The 16,738-nt window shown below is 34.5% G+C and carries 17 protein-coding genes; 8 read left to right on the plus strand and 9 right to left on the minus strand.

What is annotated here, in order from left to right; genetic code table 11:
- Positions 1-136 precede the first annotated feature (136 nt).
- Both C6368_RS09635 and C6368_RS09640 read left to right on the plus strand, forming a co-directional pair.
- Positions 137-1,168 (plus strand): sensor histidine kinase, encoded by a 1,032-nt coding sequence (locus tag C6368_RS09635; protein WP_107038992.1) that lies wholly within the window; start codon positions 137-139, stop codon positions 1,166-1,168.
- A complete protein-coding gene (locus C6368_RS09640; RefSeq protein WP_107038993.1) occupies positions 1,165-1,863 on the plus strand; it encodes a LytR/AlgR family response regulator transcription factor in 699 nt (232 codons plus the stop codon). The genes C6368_RS09635 and C6368_RS09640 overlap by 4 nt, the downstream gene beginning before the upstream one ends.
- Positions 1,864-1,917: 54 nt before the next feature.
- Here C6368_RS09640 and C6368_RS09645 read toward each other — a convergent pair whose 3' ends face one another.
- From C6368_RS09645 to fbp, 7 genes are all read right to left on the minus strand, one after another.
- Entirely contained in the window at positions 1,918-3,504 is a 1,587-nt protein-coding gene (locus C6368_RS09645) for a MutS-related protein (protein WP_107038994.1), read from the minus strand.
- A gap of 3 nt (positions 3,505-3,507) precedes the next feature.
- Complete coding sequence (locus C6368_RS09650; protein WP_107038995.1) at positions 3,508-3,723, minus strand: helix-turn-helix domain-containing protein; 216 nt, start codon at positions 3,721-3,723, stop codon at positions 3,508-3,510.
- 2 nt (positions 3,724-3,725) lie between these two features.
- Positions 3,726-4,229 (minus strand): hypothetical protein, encoded by a 504-nt coding sequence (locus C6368_RS09655; protein ID WP_107038996.1) that lies wholly within the window; start codon positions 4,227-4,229, stop codon positions 3,726-3,728.
- A 408-nt stretch (positions 4,230-4,637) separates the two neighbouring features.
- Positions 4,638-5,006 (minus strand): GNAT family N-acetyltransferase, encoded by a 369-nt coding sequence (locus C6368_RS09660; protein ID WP_234369123.1) that lies wholly within the window; start codon positions 5,004-5,006, stop codon positions 4,638-4,640.
- Positions 5,007-5,137: 131 nt separating this feature from the next.
- On the minus strand, positions 5,138-6,097 hold the full coding sequence (locus C6368_RS09665; RefSeq protein ID WP_107038997.1) for a DMT family transporter: 960 nt from the start codon (positions 6,095-6,097) through the stop codon (positions 5,138-5,140).
- 275 nt (positions 6,098-6,372) lie between these two features.
- Positions 6,373-6,729, minus strand: coding sequence for an arsenate reductase family protein (locus C6368_RS09670; protein ID WP_107038998.1), 357 nt, complete (start codon positions 6,727-6,729; stop codon positions 6,373-6,375).
- A 211-nt stretch (positions 6,730-6,940) separates the two neighbouring features.
- A complete protein-coding gene (gene fbp, locus C6368_RS09675) occupies positions 6,941-7,963 on the minus strand; it encodes a class 1 fructose-bisphosphatase (protein ID WP_107038999.1) in 1,023 nt (340 codons plus the stop codon).
- 114 nt (positions 7,964-8,077) lie between these two features.
- On the opposite strand from fbp, the gene C6368_RS09680 reads away from it, so the two are divergent.
- From C6368_RS09680 to C6368_RS09705, 6 genes are all read left to right on the plus strand, one after another.
- Positions 8,078-8,722, plus strand: a complete 645-nt coding sequence (locus tag C6368_RS09680) for a Crp/Fnr family transcriptional regulator (protein WP_107039000.1) — start codon at positions 8,078-8,080, stop codon at positions 8,720-8,722.
- Positions 8,723-8,789: 67 nt separating this feature from the next.
- Entirely contained in the window at positions 8,790-9,719 is a 930-nt protein-coding gene (locus C6368_RS09685) for an ABC transporter ATP-binding protein (protein ID WP_107039001.1), read from the plus strand.
- Positions 9,712-11,022 (plus strand): ABC transporter permease, encoded by a 1,311-nt coding sequence (locus C6368_RS09690; protein ID WP_107039002.1) that lies wholly within the window; start codon positions 9,712-9,714, stop codon positions 11,020-11,022. The genes C6368_RS09685 and C6368_RS09690 overlap by 8 nt, the downstream gene beginning before the upstream one ends.
- Before the next feature lie 3 nt (positions 11,023-11,025).
- The gene (locus C6368_RS09695; protein ID WP_107039003.1) at positions 11,026-11,940 is read left to right on the plus strand and encodes a Ppx/GppA phosphatase family protein; all 915 of its coding nucleotides are present in this window, start codon (positions 11,026-11,028) and stop codon (positions 11,938-11,940) included.
- Between the two features lie 151 nt (positions 11,941-12,091).
- Positions 12,092-12,772 carry an ATP-binding cassette domain-containing protein gene (locus C6368_RS09700; protein WP_199851615.1) on the plus strand — a complete coding sequence of 227 codons (681 nt, stop codon included), beginning with the start codon at positions 12,092-12,094 and terminating at the stop codon, positions 12,770-12,772.
- On the plus strand, positions 12,762-14,255 hold the full coding sequence (locus tag C6368_RS09705; RefSeq protein ID WP_107039005.1) for a glycine betaine ABC transporter substrate-binding protein: 1,494 nt from the start codon (positions 12,762-12,764) through the stop codon (positions 14,253-14,255). Before C6368_RS09700 ends, C6368_RS09705 begins: the two co-directional genes overlap by 11 nt.
- A 65-nt stretch (positions 14,256-14,320) precedes the next feature.
- Here the strand turns inward: C6368_RS09705 and C6368_RS09710 are convergent, their stop codons facing one another.
- Positions 14,321-14,530 carry a hypothetical protein gene (locus tag C6368_RS09710; protein WP_107039006.1) on the minus strand — a complete coding sequence of 70 codons (210 nt, stop codon included), beginning with the start codon at positions 14,528-14,530 and terminating at the stop codon, positions 14,321-14,323.
- A gap of 35 nt (positions 14,531-14,565) precedes the next feature.
- Positions 14,566-16,650 (minus strand): methionine--tRNA ligase, encoded by a 2,085-nt coding sequence (metG, locus tag C6368_RS09715; RefSeq protein WP_107039007.1) that lies wholly within the window; start codon positions 16,648-16,650, stop codon positions 14,566-14,568.
- Positions 16,651-16,738 lie beyond the last annotated feature (88 nt).

Raw genomic sequence — 16,738 nt, forward strand, 5'->3', positions numbered from 1 at the left:
TGGATAATTGTTAGGTGAATGCTCTCTATTTAATGATGAGAAACCTGAAAATTTTGATCTGTCGTTTGAGCACTCAAAAACGTCGTTTAGTAGAAAATCCAAACAACTCAACTTTCTATTCCTTATTTTTACATTTATGATTAATTCAGAATTAAAAAAGATAACGTTCAAAGAGATATTATTTCAAATTGTTTTGAATGTTATCGTCTTTATCTTTTTTGCCTTCGACAAACGTCAACCAGAAATTGAGCTATTCAAAATCTACTTCTATCTAAACTATGCCATTCCTGCCTTAATCATCAATTATATTCTACTACCTAAATTTCTGTACAATAGAAAATACATCGGTTTTGTTTTATATTCTTTGGTTTTAGTCGGGATCATCATCTTTATTGAAGAAGCCATTTTAGAAAAAATATACTATCCAGACACACGAGGAAGAAAGTTTTTAGGAATTTTCCATAATTTGATGGGAACAATGCCAACCTTAACCGTTTTGGTAGGATTTAAATTTGGTTGGGATGCTCTTACGAATCGCAGGAAAGTTGAAGAATTAAAAAGCACTGCAAAAGAGAGTGAATTGCAGTTTTTAAAATCTCAAATCAACCCACATTTTCTATTCAACAATTTGAATAATTTGTATGCACATGCTGTGGAACAATCTCCAAAAACTCCAGATATAATTCTAGAATTATCCGCTGTTTTAAGGTATATGCTTTATGATTGTAAAGCAGATTTTGTTTCTCTAGAAAATGAAATTAAACAGATTAAAAGCTATATCAGCTTGAGTGAACTCCAAATTGAAGACAGGGGTAAAGTGACTTTTACCACAAAAAATATTTCGAATACAAAATTCATCGCTCCATTAATCTTGATCGTTTTTATCGAAAATGCATTTAAACACAGTTCCTCTAGTCAAAGTGAGGATATTGAGATTGATATTGTATTGGAAGAACTGGAAAACGGAACATTAAAATTCAGTTGTAAAAATACATATAGAAATCAAAGTAATATTTCAAATGTGAAAGGTGGTATAGGGCTAACGAATGTTGAGAAAAGATTAGAATTACTCTATCCGAACGCACATGAATTAAAAATAAAAACTATTAAAAATGAGAACTTTACAGTAGAACTAACCATTGACTTAAATAAAACGACCTCAACATGAAATGTATAATCATTGAAGATCAATTGCCTGCACAACGAATTCTAAAAAAATATATTTTAGATATTGAATACTTGCAATTAGAAGCCGTTTTCACCAATGCAATTGAAGCAAATGAATTTCTAAAAACGAATGAAATAGATTTAATGTTTTTGGATATTCATCTCCCAAAATTATCAGGAATTGATTTTTTAAAATCATTAAATAATCCACCACATGTTATTTTCACAACAGCATTTTCAGAATTTGCTTTAGAAGGCTATGAATTAAATGTTGTTGATTATCTACTCAAACCGTTTTCATTCCAGCGTTTTTTTCAAGCAGTCTCAAAAATAAATTTAAATAACAACGGAGATGCTACTACTAATGAATATGCTGAAAACGATAAAAAAGATATTTTTATCAAAAGTGGATTTGATCATATCCGTGTTAAAATAGACGACATCGTTTACATTATGTCCGATGCAGATTACACCGAAATTCACCTGGAAAACCACAAACATCTTTCCTCTGAAACTTTACGATTTTGGGAACAATCTTTACCCTCTCAACAATTCAGTAGAGTTCACAAATCTTATATCGTGAACACCGACAAAGTAATGAAGGTTTCAGGAAATCAGATTTACTTGGAGAAAAAGAAGATTATTCCAATTGGGAGAGCGTATAAGAATGATTTTTTGAAACGGTTTATTGGTTGATTGTTTTCTTGATATCGCATATAATTTGACCTTAATTCATTTGAATAGTTTCCGTTAATCTAATTTCATTTCAGAAACGATAGCATTTGCAGATTCTGTAATTTCTTTAGGGTACTCTTTAATTTCTAAAATTCGAATGGCATTACCCTGTTTGAGTGTTCCCAATTTTAGTTTATAATCAAAATGAATCGAAGAATTAATAACAGATTCAGTAAAGTGGAATAACTCAAACTGATTATTCAGCATGGTTGTTAACTCAATATCATGTGTTGATACAAATACTTGGCTCTTCTTTTTTACAATATAGGAAAGCACTGATTTCGCTGATGCGATTCTTTCAATCGTGTTCGTTCCTTTGAAAAGTTCGTCTAACAATACAATTGAATTGAATTGACCTCCAATAGCATTGATGATTTTTTTGATTTCATCTACTTCTTTATAGAAATAACTTTTCGACTCCATTAAATCATCTTCAATCCGGATCAATGAATAGAGTTTAGCAATTGGAAGTCTTGCTTCTGTGGCAAAACAAGTATTCATGGTCATTCCCGAAATATAGTTCAGTCCAATGGCTCGAATAAAAGTGGTTTTACCCGACATATTTGAACCTGTAAGCAAAACGGAGTGTTTCGTATGTATAGAATTAGTAACACAATCTGCAACTAACGGATGCATTACATCTTTAAATTCTAAATGATTGACCTCATCCGTTATATTTGGAGTGCAATAATTTTCGAGATTACTTCGTAGTGATGTGACTGAAATGTAGGAGTCAACTTTACCAATGAATCGAAAAACTTCTTCAATATCGTCAGATTTATTCCTGAGTTTATCAAGAGAACTGAACAATAAAAGTGGCTCAAGCAAGAAAGTAATTTTAATCAATTCTAACAAGAACCAATAAGCAGCTTCCATGTCACTATCTACTTTTTGCTCCAGTTTAAAAAAAGACATTTTCCGACGAATAGAAGAGATAACTTGTATTGACTTTTCAATATTTGAGGAAGCCTCCTTTAGTATTGAGTATGTTAAAAGTTTTTTGGCAACAGCTCCGGTAACCAATAGCGTAGGAACAGAATTCAAGAAAATAATTGTTTTTCTTTTTAAACCGTAATGAATGAATACATGAACAGGTAAAAGTCCTAAAAAAAACAAAATCATTGTTGGGTTAATGAAAGAGAGTATGATAGATAAAAGGGCAGTAAAAGATAAAAGTGGAAAAATAAAATACCATTTAGGCTTCGTTTGTATCTTCTTTTGAAAAAGATCGGATAAATAATAAGCCTGTTTGTGACTTAGTTTGTTGAGTTCATATTGAATATTCAATCGGTCTTCTGGGTTTTCTTGAAGATACTTGATGACCCTTTCTTGATGGTCAAATTTTATTGTTGGATCAATTGTTCTTAATTGGTGATATAAATACTGCTGTCCTATCTTGGATGTCGTGCGGTCTATGAAACAAAAAAACAGTTCGAAATCAAGGTCATTACACGTTTGGTCAGAGAGCGTTTGAAAGCTATCTTCAGTGCTACTTCGATCATGATAGCATTGAATAAGATCAAAATTAAATCCCTCAGTTTTTAAATGACCGAATGACGACTGTAATTGTTTACGTATTCTTTTTTTTCGTCTAAAAAACATAGTTTAGGAATTAGGATCTTCAACAAACTCGAGAATATCACCTGGTTGACAATCTAGTGCTGCACAAATAGCCTCCAATGTAGAAAACCGTATTGCTTTTGCTTTGCTTTGTTTAAGTATGGACAAGTTTACTACGGATATACCAACAATAGTGGACAACTCCTTAACTAGCATTTTTCGTTTTGCAAGCATTACATCTAGGTTCACAACTATCGCCATAATCAAATTGTTAATGAGTCCTCAAATGAAGAAATGAAAGATTCGTAATTATTCTGATTCCTTTTCCATGACCATCCACCAAATAATGTAGTGGATACAAATTGAATAGACACAGTCTCATCTTCATTAGGTTCTATTTGAATATAGATGTTCTCACCCCATGTCCAGAAATTAGTCACTGTACCGCACAAAATACTATGACTCTCTTTATCAGTATCAAGAAGCTGAAATTCCGAATTATCAATCACCTCAATTATTTTATCATAAAGTAAATCTTCTGAAATCTCACTTTTTTGATTGTAGAATTTTCTTTCAAGAAAGAAGTTTAGCGAGTTTAGAAACCATGACTTGTAACTCAAACTTTTTCGAATCATTAGGTTAAAAGCTAGCAATCCAATAGGTATTGTGAAAATAAGTAAAGGTAGCCAAGACTCCCCTGTATAAATGCGAATCAACTTGTACACTACAAAAATGGCTAGTGTAAAAAGTAATGGTGCTTTGTTCATCAATGTGTTTTTGACAAATATACTAAAAACATTAATCAATTAACGATAAACGTTAATTAACGTCTTTATGAAACGGTTTGTGAATTGAAATTATTAATAGCAAATTCGCTTCTAAAGTGTTGTGTCATAGACTGCCTTATTTGCACGACAAATCTCATATTGCTCTGTTGGATACGGACGCCAACCTTTCGTATATAGTCGCCAATTATATCCATAATAAGGTGATAACCCCAAATAACTAATCCCAATCCATTCCCAAAGGGTCACTCAATCCAAAAGTTTTTATGGTTACAATCATAAAAACTTAAATAAATATCCTAAAAAGTAGACTACAACCATATAAACAGCTCTAAACTCCTATTTCATCAGCGATTAAGATTGACTTTCTGCGTCAATTAAGGTTGACCTTTATTTCAACAAAAGCTGCAAAAACAGCAAATCCAACCAATTGTCAAACTTAAAACCTGCTTCTTTAAAAGTTCCGACTTCTTTAAATCCGAACTTTTTATGAAATTCAATACTTCCATTGTTTGAAGCATCTACTCCTGCAATCATTGTATGGAAACCATTTTTCTTGGCTAATATGATAAGTTCTTGCAAAAGTTGTTTACCTATTCCATGAGTTCTGTAGTCTTTCTCAATATAAATAGAGTGTTCAACGCTGAACTGAAAACCGTCAAAAGGTCTAAATATCCCGAAAGTTCCATAACCAATCACAATATTTTCACTTTCTGCGACAATCACAGGCAATCCATCTTTCTTTTTTGCCTTAACCAATTGAGTTGAAAATCATACGTTCTCTCATTGTAATCATAAACCACTGTTGAGTTGAGAATTTCATAATTAATGATTTCGAGGATTCTATCCACATCCTTTTCTTCGGCTTCTCTAATGACTATTTCCATGGCTTAAGCTTTTTTTCTCTCCTTCAACCTCTCCCTCTCCTTTTGATCCCTCCTCAAATTATAGCTTGATCTCGAAATCATGAAAACGCCAGCGAAAATCATTAACATAAAGAGAATTTTCTCCAAACTAATCGCCCCAATAAAGTCTTCTGTCCAACCGATATAAGCAAACAAGAAAGTAAAAAACATCACCAAAATTGGTTGCGTATAAATGTAACTTCCACTCACACTTGGAGAAACTTGTTTTAAGGCATAAGTGTTCAATAAATAAGTGAAAAACGTTGCTCCAATAACGATAAAGGTGATTTTCGTCCAAATTTCAGGCGGAAATAAAGCAAAATCTGCTGCAGCAACATCAGTCCAAACTTTGGGATACATCATAATAAAGAGCAATCCAAAAACGAAATTGTAAGTAATAACCGTCAGCGGATTGTATTTACTCATTAAGGGTTTCACCACCACCAAATAAACCCCAAAAGAAAGGGCATTGATAAAAATATAAAGATCTCCCAAAGAAGAATCAAACTCAGGCTGCTGACCAATGGTTGTTAATGCAATAGCTCCAATTGCTCCGACGAAAACACCCAATGCTTTGAGTTTTGTAATCTTTTCTTTAAGAATAAAATAAGATAAAATCACAACTAAAATGGGCGTTGAAGTCATAATGATTCCAACATTCATAGGGGAAGTTAAGGACAAGCCATTAAAGAAAAATAGTTGATTCAAACACACCCCAAAAAGTCCAGTGATAGCTAATCTCGGTAAATCTTTTTTATCTACCTTTTCACGAATAAAAAGTAAAAACAGCGCGACTAGAAGTATAGTTGTGATGACACCACGAACCAAAATCAATCCACTTGGGCCTAAATAATCTGGTGTTACGCCTTTTGCTAACACGTGATTTGCTCCGTAAATTGCGTTCAAAGTGAATAGCGCGAGATGCGCGAGGATTATTTTATTCATTTATGATTCTAACAGATGTATTTTTAATATCATTCCACTTTTTTTTCATTGCCAAAAAAAAGTTCGCAAAAAAAGTCTAGCGCTGTATATTTCTCCTATCTTAAATTCTTGTAAACTGATAATGTCGGTGATTTCCTTCGACAAGCTGCGGAACTTCCTCCATTATTAGCAGTTCCCAATTCATTTAAGTTTCGTCTAAACATAATGCGCAGTCCTAAAAACTAAGATTAGCCTTCTAACTTTAATCTTTCCAACATTTAATGCAACAATTTTAACTAACTCCCGTGATACGCTTTCTTGGCTGCTTCAACTGTTTTCTTAGCATTTCCAACAAAAACTTCCTCTTCAAAAATGATAAAAGGTCTTTTCAAGAAAGTATATTCTTCTAAAATGTATTTTTTATAGTCGTCCTCAGAAAGTTCCATTTCATTCAATCCCATCGAACGGTATTTCATTGCTCTTTTTGAAAATAAAGCCTCATAAGAACCTTCCTTTTCCTTAATGAAATCCAATGTTTTTTCGTCGATGTTTTCTTTCTTGATGTCTTGTAATTCAACATCATCTCCCAATTCCAATTCTTTTAGAATGCGTTGGTTAGTGTTGCAAGAAGATAAATGATATATTTTTTTCATGATAAAATGATTTTAAAGATAAAAATCTTATCCCTCGGCCCCTCTTCAAAGAGGAATGTAAAAACATTCTCTTTTAAAAATTGAACTTATCTGCTTATAAATTAATTTTTAAAAGTTTTCATTAACAACTAAAGTCTGAAATCGAAGCTCTTCCCCCTTTCGAGGGGATAAAGAGGGAGGATTCAATCTCACCAAATAAAAGCGCCGTTAATTAAACATTAATAAAAGCCTCCTTATGCTTCAAGTAACTCATTGCTTTTTCAACCATCACCGTTGAACCAACATAGTAACCACATCTTTCGTGCAATGTTTTTGGCTCAATATCCAAGATTCTTTGGTGACCATCTGTTGCAATTCCTCCTGCTTGTTCAGCGATAAACGCCAACGGATTACATTCATAAAGCAATCTCAATCGACCTTCTGGACAATTGTTTGTTGTTGGGTAAACATAAATTCCTCCTTTCAATAAATTACGGTGGAAATCAGCGACCAATGAACCAATATATCTTCCTGAATAAGGTCTTCCTGTTGAAGCATCATCTTCACGACAGTATTCCGCGTATTCTTTTAATCCTGGATCACAACGGTCAAGATTTCCTTCGTTGATTGAATAAATCCTTCCTGTTTCAGGTGACTTAATATCTGGGTGAGACAGACAGAATTCTCCAATAGATGGATCTAATGTAAATCCATTAACACCATTTCCTGTTGAATAAACCAACATTGTTGAAGAACCAAATAAAACATATCCTGCAGCAACTTGGTCTGCTCCTTTTTGTAAAAAATCTTCTAATACAGCTGGTGTTCCAGGCTCAGAAATCCTTCTATAGATTGAAAAAATAGTTCCAATTGAAACGTTTACATCGATGTTAGAAGAACCATCCAATGGGTCAAACAAAACAACATATTTACCATTCATCGCTGTTTCATCATCAAAGGCAACGAAATCATCGTTTTCTTCAGATGCAATACCACAAACTTCACCTCCAGTTTTGAATGCTCTAATAAAAGCATCATCTGCAATTACGTCCAACTTTTGCTGCTCTTCTCCTTGAACATTTGTCTCGCCTTTAGCGCCCAAAATATCCACAAGCCCCGCTCTATTTACGTCACGGTTTACAATTTTTGAAGCAACAGATATGTCATTTAACAAACTTGTAAGTTCTCCAGTTGCATAAGCAAAGTCTTTTTGACGGTCTAAGATAAAATCATTTAATGTGGTAATCATCGACATAGTATTTTAATTATTTTGCAAATATCGTGATTAGGAATGACATCTCCACGAAGAATCGCAAAAAGGGTCTCGAAATGATACTAAAAATGTCCAAAATTCGATTATTTTTGAGACATGGAAATTCTTGATAAATTTAGACATACTTTCGAATCGAAACTTTTAGAAGAATTGGAAAGTGTTGCCAAAGTAGTATCCATTAAAGCAGGTGAGGTCATTTTAAATTATGGTCAAATCGTAAGAACTATGCCCATTATCGCATCTGGAACAGTGAAAATTTCGCGGAAAGATGACCAAGGAAAAGAAATTTTGCTTTACTATGTGAATGCTAAAGAAAGTTGTGCGATGACATTTACTTGTTGCATGGAACAATTTCCAAGTGAAATCAAAGCCGTTGCAGAAGATGATGTTGTTATGCTTGCAATTCCCATCACAGTGATGGATGAATGGTTAGTGAAATATTCTACTTGGAAAAGCTTTGTGATGGGTACAATTCGTGATCGTTTCAGTGAAATGCTCAACACGATTGATCAAATTGCTTTTCAAAAATTGGATGAACGATTAAAATACTATTTACAACAAAAAGCAAAACATACGGGCTCAAAATTATTGAATTTGTCACACGATGAAATCGCTAGAGATTTAGCAACTTCTCGTGTAGTTATTTCCAGATTATTGAAAAAATTAGAAAACGATGATTTGCTTCTCTTGTACCGCAATCAAATTAAACTCTTGAATGCGTTCGAATTAGAAAAAAACTAAACTTTAATTGCCAATTTTTAATGCGAGAAAAATTCGTAATTGTCAATTCGTAATTCATAATTAAAAAATGATTAGTGTAGAAAACATATCGAAATATTTTAATCGACAAACGATTTTACACGATATTTCATTTTCATTACAAAAAGGAGAGATTTTAGGTCTTTTAGGTCCAAATGGTGCCGGAAAAACCACATTAATTCGAATAATTAATCAAATCACCTCTGCTGATAAAGGATTTGTATCTTATGGCGGAGATTTGATGAAGGAAAAACACCTACTCAATATTGGTTATTTGCCAGAAGAACGGGGTCTTTATCAATCTATGACAGTTGAAAAACAAATTTTGTTTTTGGGCAAATTGAGAGGTCTAACTTCAAAAGAAGCCCAAAATCAAATGGAATATTGGTTGGAAAGGTTTGGAATTCGAGAGTGGAGAAAAAAAAGAATAGAAGAGCTTTCCAAAGGAATGGCACAAAAAGTCCAATTCATTTGCACCGTTTTACACGAACCGGATGTCTTGATTCTAGATGAACCCTTCAGCGGCTTTGACCCAATAAATATCGAATTAATAAGAAAAGAATTACTAAATTTCAAAAAGAAAGGGAAATCGATTATCATTTCTACTCACAATATGAATAACGTGGAAGAAATTTGTGATCGGGCAATTTTAATTAATGAAGGTGAAATGGTTCTAGAGGGGACAGTTCACGATTTACGTCAGCAATTTAAAGAAGGAATATACAAAATTTCATTCACAGGAAATATGATTGCGTTTGCCAATGCATTATGGGTTGGTTACGAAATCATTGATAAAGAAATTCACAGTGATGATTCTTTTACTATTTACCTAAAAATGCGTCAAGAAAATAAAATCAATGATTTATTAAACGCTGTTATTGGCCATGTGAATATAACCGCAGTTGAGGAAGTTTTGCCAAGCATGGAAAATGTTTTCGTGAAATCTATTAACGCTCAAAACGAAATCATAAGTGAATAAAATAATTTTAATAGCGAAAAGAGAAATTGCTGAACGATTCCAAAATCGCTCTTTCAAATGGTTAATGGTTATAGGCCCTCTAGCTGTTTTGGGAATGATTTATTTATTCCTGTCCACAACAACTTCCACAAACAAAGAATGGAAGGTTCTATTAATGGATCAAGAAGAAATTTTTAATGCAAAATTGACTGCCAATCCTCCAAAAAACTTGAATTTCGACTTTATTAATGCTTTCGTTGATTATGAAGAATTTGCACATGAAGAAAGGTATCAAAATTACGATCTTTCAGTGTGGATCAATGAGAAAATTGTTAGCAATAAAAAGGTTATCGTTTCTTACCGAGAAAGACCACCAGAAAGCATTCAACGACAAATTATTTACCTTGTTGAACGAAGAATGGAAGAAATAATGGTCGATCAATTTACAGATTTATCGATCGAAAAATTCAGAGAAATTAAGCAATCTTTAAACTTTACTTTCACGGATGTTTATGACCCAAAAAACGAAAAATCGACCACCGAAAGTTGGGTTGGATTTAGTTTTGGTGCACTCATTATTCTTTTCGTTTTTATGTTCGGAATGACAATACTTCGAAGTGTTTCAAGAGAAAAATCAAACCGTATTGTGGAAGTTTTATTGTCGAGTGTAAATGCCCGTCAATTACTAACAGGAAAAGTTTTAGGAGTAGGCTTTTCCGCTTTGGTTCAATTTGCCGTTTGGACCATCATCGTTGGAACAGGCTTGTATTTATTCCGTCAATCATTATTCCCAGACATGTTTAGTGCAAGTCTCGTTGCAGATGAAGTCGCTAATGCTGACATAAGTTATGATTTGGCCAATCAAAGTCCTTTTGTTGAGTTAATTTATAGCCAAATTCAGTACATGAATATGTTGGTCTTTTTCTCCCTGTTTTTTATTGGAGGTTACATTTTCTACGGATCTTTCTTCGCCATGATTGGTGCTTCGATGGGATCAGAATCTGACGGTCAACAATTCATTATTCCACTGACTTTACTCCTATTTATTTCCGTTTTATCTGGCTATTACGTGGTCTATTATCCTTCCACAACTTTAAGCACCTGGCTAGGATTTATTCCTTTCACTTCACCCATGGTGATGATGGTGGAATTGTCCAACGGATTTCAAGAAGGAAGCGTTTGGAAATTAATTTTATCAATCTCCATACTTTTCGTTTCAGCATTTTTCATGATGATTATTGCCGGTAGAATCTACAAAAACGGAATTCTAAGATTTAATCACCGATTGAAACTACGAATGTTAATAAAATGGACTAAAAAATAAGCTATGAGGGGTGCTGTTATAGATTTGGGAACGAATACATTCGGATTAATCATCTTCGAAGTTTTAGACGGAAAGATGGAAATTCTCCATACCGACAAATCCTTTGTTAACTTAGGTGAAGGTGGGATAAATTCAAACATTATTACTCCTCAAGCAATGGAACGCGCCTACTTTTCAATAACTCATTTTATAGATAGCTGTCGATCTTTCGATGTTTACTCAGATCAAATTCGAGGTTTCGGAACTTCGGCATTGCGAGATGCAAAAAATGGAAATGAGTTTTTAGATACAGTTGAAAAACTAAATCAATTAAAAATTCGACTCATTAATGGAAAACAAGAAGCTGAACTTGTATATGAAGGTGTGAGCAGTATTCATCCTTTCACGGAAAACACCTCTTGCATTATGGATATTGGTGGAGGAAGTACCGAATTTACAACCACCAAAAAGAATGTTGTTCAAGAACAAAATTCCTTCAATATTGGAATTTCTAGAATCACACAATTATTTGATTTATCCGACCCTTTATCAAGCGAGGATTTACTGCGCATTCGTTTATTTCTAGAGTATCAAACCAAAGACTATTTTAAAACTCTTTCAGCAGATACTTTAATTGGTGCGGCAGGAAGTTTCGAAACACTTTTCAGTCTCATTAACGAAACCTCATCTTACAGCAGAAATACAACCCACTTACTTCCAATGAAAGAATTAAATCAAGTTCTAGATGAATTAATTCATTCCACAAGAGCAGAACGCGATAAAAACTATTGGATTGTAGATTACCGAAAAGAAATGGTGAATGTAGCAGCTTTTAAAACGAAATGGGTGTTAGAACAAATTGGAGCTAAGTCATGCTATTTCTCTCCTTCAGGTTTAAAAGAAGGAATTATTGCGACCGCTTTTAAGAAGAAGAAGTAACGCTGAGCTACGGAAGGGAGTAAGCAAGAATAAACACTTAAAATCCTTTATTTTATTCTATCGATCGAGATTGATCCTCTAATTTTGATTATATTTCTAATCTATCATTAAAGGCACAAACATATCGAAGCATTTTGGCAGTACAATTGCATTGAATGATGTCTCTTTCACCGTAAATAAAGGTGAAACACTTTCTATTATTGGAACTAGTGGAAGCGGAAAAAGCACTTTATTGCGCACGCTTAATCGTTTACTTTCCACAACTCAAGGAAACATTGAATTTCGTGGAAAAAACATAATGGATATTCCCGTTATTGAATTGCGCAGGCAAATTGGCTATGTCTTACAAGAACCCGCATTATTCCCCCATTGGACCATAGAAAAAAACATTGAATTGGTTCCTCAACTATTGGGTTGGTCGAAGGAAAATATTGCTGAAAGAGTTCAAGAACTTTTAGAATTAATGCAAATGCCCTATAAAAATTATGGTACTCGCTACCCTTCAGAATTAAGTGGAGGAGAAAAACAACGCATTGGAATTGCTAGAGCTTTAGCAGCTAAACCAGACCTTGTACTTTTTGACGAACCATTTTCGGCACTTGATCCCATTACTCGTTCCGACCTTCAACAAGAAATTCTGCGGTTAAAGGAGAAATTAAAAATGACAAGCGTTTTTGTCACACATGATGTGAAAGAAGCATTTTTATTGGGTGATCGTGTACTCATTTTAGATCGTGGAAAAATGATTCAAACAGGTACTCCAAAAGAGATAATGAACAATCCTGTCAACGATTTTGTAGAAAAATTTATAGCCACAGAATATGAATTATAAACGAAGTCTTTCTCTCCTATTCTTATTCATGATGTTCTTCGGATTTTCTTGGAGCCAAGATATTTCAATTGGTTCAAAAACACATCCAGAGTCTCTTTTATTGGGAGAAATAATGGCCCAAACAATAGAGCAAAATACAGATTTAACAGTTACTCGTCGTTTTGGATTGGGCGGAACACTCATTTGTTTTGAAGCACTGAAGACAGGTGAAATTGATCTTTACATCGAATATACAGGAACTGTTCTTACGGCAATTCTTAAAGAAAAATATGAAGGTCAATCGCCTCAAGAAATCTATGATTATATTTCCAAAGAAGTAAATCGTAAATTTGAATTTATCGCGGGCAAATCTTTAGGTTTTAGCAATAGCTATGTTTTGATCAGTGAGAAAAAATTGAATCTCAATGAGATATCAGATCTACAAGGTCGAACAGATTTAAACCTCGGTTTTAGCAATGAATTTGTAAAACGTGAAGATGGATTTCAAGGACTAAACAAATTCTATAACCTTCAGCTTTCAGCTCCACGTGGAATGGAACATGGCCTTGCATATAAAGCGCTACAAGAAGGTCAAATTGATGTTACTGATGCCTACAGCACAGATGGTCGCTTGGCTGAATACGATTTCCAGCTCATTCAAGACAACAAAGGATTCTTCCCTGATTACAGTGCGTTTCCATTAATTAAGAAAAGTACAATTGAAAAACACCCTGAGTTAAGCGATGCCTTGAATCAGCTAGAAAACATTCTTACGGCAGAGAAAATGCAGGAGTTAAATCACCGCTATGAAATAGATAAAGAAGACATTTCAAGCATTGCCTTCGATTTTTTATCTGAGCAAGGCATTGTGAGCGAAAAACCTGGGATAACAACTTCAAATCCCATAATTCGACAAACCCTCGAACACATTCAACTGACGTTTATCGCCACTTTTCTAGCTATTTTATTGGCGGTTCCGTTGGCTATATTTATCACCTATAAAAAGAAAACCGCTTCTTGGATTTTGTCTATCACTGGAGTCATACAAACAATTCCCTCTTTGGCATTGCTCGGTTTCATGATTCCATTGTTCGGGATTGGGTTTACTCCGGCATTAATCGCTTTGTTTCTTTATGCCCTTTTACCAATTGTGAGAAACACTTACACTGGCCTGCTCTCGACTGATCCAATTCTAATAGAAGCTGGACAAGCAATGGGAATGACTCAAAAACAAATCCTTTTGAAGGTTAGACTTCCTTTGGCGATGGATATGATAATGGCAGGAGTTAGAACAGCGTTAACAATCAATATAGGAACCGCAACCCTTGCAGCCTTTATTGGCGCGGGAGGGTTGGGAGAATCCATCATCACAGGAATAACTCTTAATGACAACGACATGATTCTTCGAGGTGCAATTCCAGCAGCAATTTTAGCACTAGCAGCAGATCAAGGAATGGCGCTTGTAGAAAAAGCTGTTCGTCCTAAAGGAGTGAACAAAGATTAATATCAGATTTAACAACAACACTTTTGATCCTACGTTTAACTTTCTCGCTGCAGCGAGGGAAACACCTAAATTCCCTTATTCAACTGCTCAATATTTATTTGATTGTTAGATTGACCCTTCTTTTCAATAATCAATTCCCCTGAATAATTATGAGCTAACCCAATTTTTGAATTAGATTTTTCAGTAACAAGGCGCAATTGTTTTGGAAATCCAAGGAGTTGACAATTGTCAATGCGGTGTCCTGAGCTTGCCGATGGAACTGCTTTCCAAAACATTTTGTAACGCAGGTAATGGAATTTCTAAACAAAAATTATCTAATTTCAGCACCAACTTCCATATCCTCACCCGGCGCAATAAAGCTCAAATTCCCAGATTTATCTTCTGCCATCAAAATCATTCCATTCGAAACTACTCCACGTAATTTTCTTGGAGGTAAATTCATCAATACAGAAACTTTCTTTCCAACGATTTCATCAATTTCAAACTGTTCTGCAATTCCAGAAACAATTGTTCTTTGGTCTAATCCAGTATCAACAAGTAATTCCAACAATTTATCGGCTTTCTTTACTTTTTTGGCAGAAAGAATTTTTCCTACGCGAATGTCCATTTTTAAGAAATCCTCGAAAACGATATCTTCTTTTTGTGGAGCTGTTGGTTTTTCTACTTCCTCAACTTCTTCTGCTACGGCATTTTCCTTTGCGGATTCTACTAAAATTGCTTTTTCTTTTTCCACAAACTCTTCATCTATCTTTTGAAAAAGAATTGAAGGCTTGTTTGTTATCGTTCCAACTGGCAATAAATCAATGGAACCAGCTTGACTCCAATTGAAAGTTTCCATGTTCAAGAAATTTCTAATTTTCGCTGCAGTTGCTGGAATAAATGGATCAAACAATATCGCTAAGTTGGCTGTAATTTGTAACGCAATATGCATTATGGTTTCTACACGTTTTGGATCAGTTTTCACGACTTTCCAAGGCTCAGTTTCCGCTAAATAACGGTTTCCTATTCTTGCTAAGCCCATCACCTCTCCTTGTGCTTCTCTAATTTTATAGTTGTAAAGTAATTCTTCTACTTTCGCTGGAATTTCTTTAAGTGCATCAATCACTTTTTGATCTTCTTCAGTTAATTCACCCAATGCTGGAACAGATCCATTGTAGTATTTGTTGTTTAAAACCAACGCACGATTCACAAAGTTCCCCAAAACATCAGCCAACTCGTTATTTACACGCGCTTGAAAATCTAACCAAGTAAATTCACTGTCTTTACTTTCAGGTGCAATTGAAGTCAATGTATATTTTAATTCATCCACCTTATCCGGATGTCTTTCTAAATATTCATGTAACCAAACCGCCCAATTTCTAGACGTTGAAAGCTTTGCTCCTTCTAAATTCAAAAATTCAGATGCAGGAACGTTATCCGGTAGAATTAAATCACCGTGTTCTTTTAACAGAATAGGGAAAATTATAGCATGAAAAACGATGTTGTCCTTTCCAATAAAGTGAACCAATTTACGGTCTCCCGTCCAATAGTCCTTCCAATCTTTACCTTCTGCTTTTGCCCAATCTTTTGTTGCCGAAATATATCCTATTGGAGCATCCAACCATACATAAAGCACTTTTCCGTCGGCACCTTCTACAGGAACAGGAATTCCCCAATCCAAATCTCTGGTCATTGCACGAGGGTGCAAACCACCGTCAATCCATGATAAACATTGTCCGTTGACTTGATTTCTCCATTTCTTCGGGTCATGTTGTTGCACACCTTCTAAAGTCCCTTCTTTAATCCACTCTCTCAACCACTCTTCGTGACGTTCCATTGGCAAGAACCAATGAGAAGTTTCTCTTAAAACAGGCGTTTTTCCACTTAATGTAGAAATTGGGTTGATCAGGTCTGTTGGACTCAAAGCACTACCACATTTCTCACATTGGTCTCCATAAGCACCGTCATTTCCACACTTTGGACATTCTCCACTGATATATCTATCGGCTAAAAACTGTTCATGTTCCTCATCGAAATACTGTTCCGTAGTTTTCTGAGTAAACGCACCTTTATCATTTAAAACTTTAAAGAAATCTTGTGCTGTTTCTTTATGTGTTTCAGCTGTTGTGCGGTGATATATATCGAAATTGATATCGAATTTCTTAAAAGCATCTCCAATAATTCCATGGTATTTATCCACGATTTCTTGAGGAGAAATACCTTCTTTTTTTGCTCTTAAAGTAATGGCAGCACCGTGCTCATCACTTCCGCTAATAAACGCAACATCATGTTCTTTATGACGTAAAAAACGCACATAAATGTCAGCAGGTAAATAAACTCCTGCTACGTGTCCAAGATGTAAAGGCCCATTAGCATATGGCAATGCGGCTGTTACGGTATATTGCTTTTTCTCCATCGATTCCAATTTTCTAATGTGCAAAGATAGTTATTCAATTATGAATTGTTTAATTACGAATTGGTAAAAAGGGATTTCTTAATGAATT

Source organism: Brumimicrobium mesophilum (assembly GCF_003025005.1).
Classification (GTDB): Bacteria; Bacteroidota; Bacteroidia; order Flavobacteriales_D; family Crocinitomicaceae; genus Brumimicrobium; species Brumimicrobium mesophilum.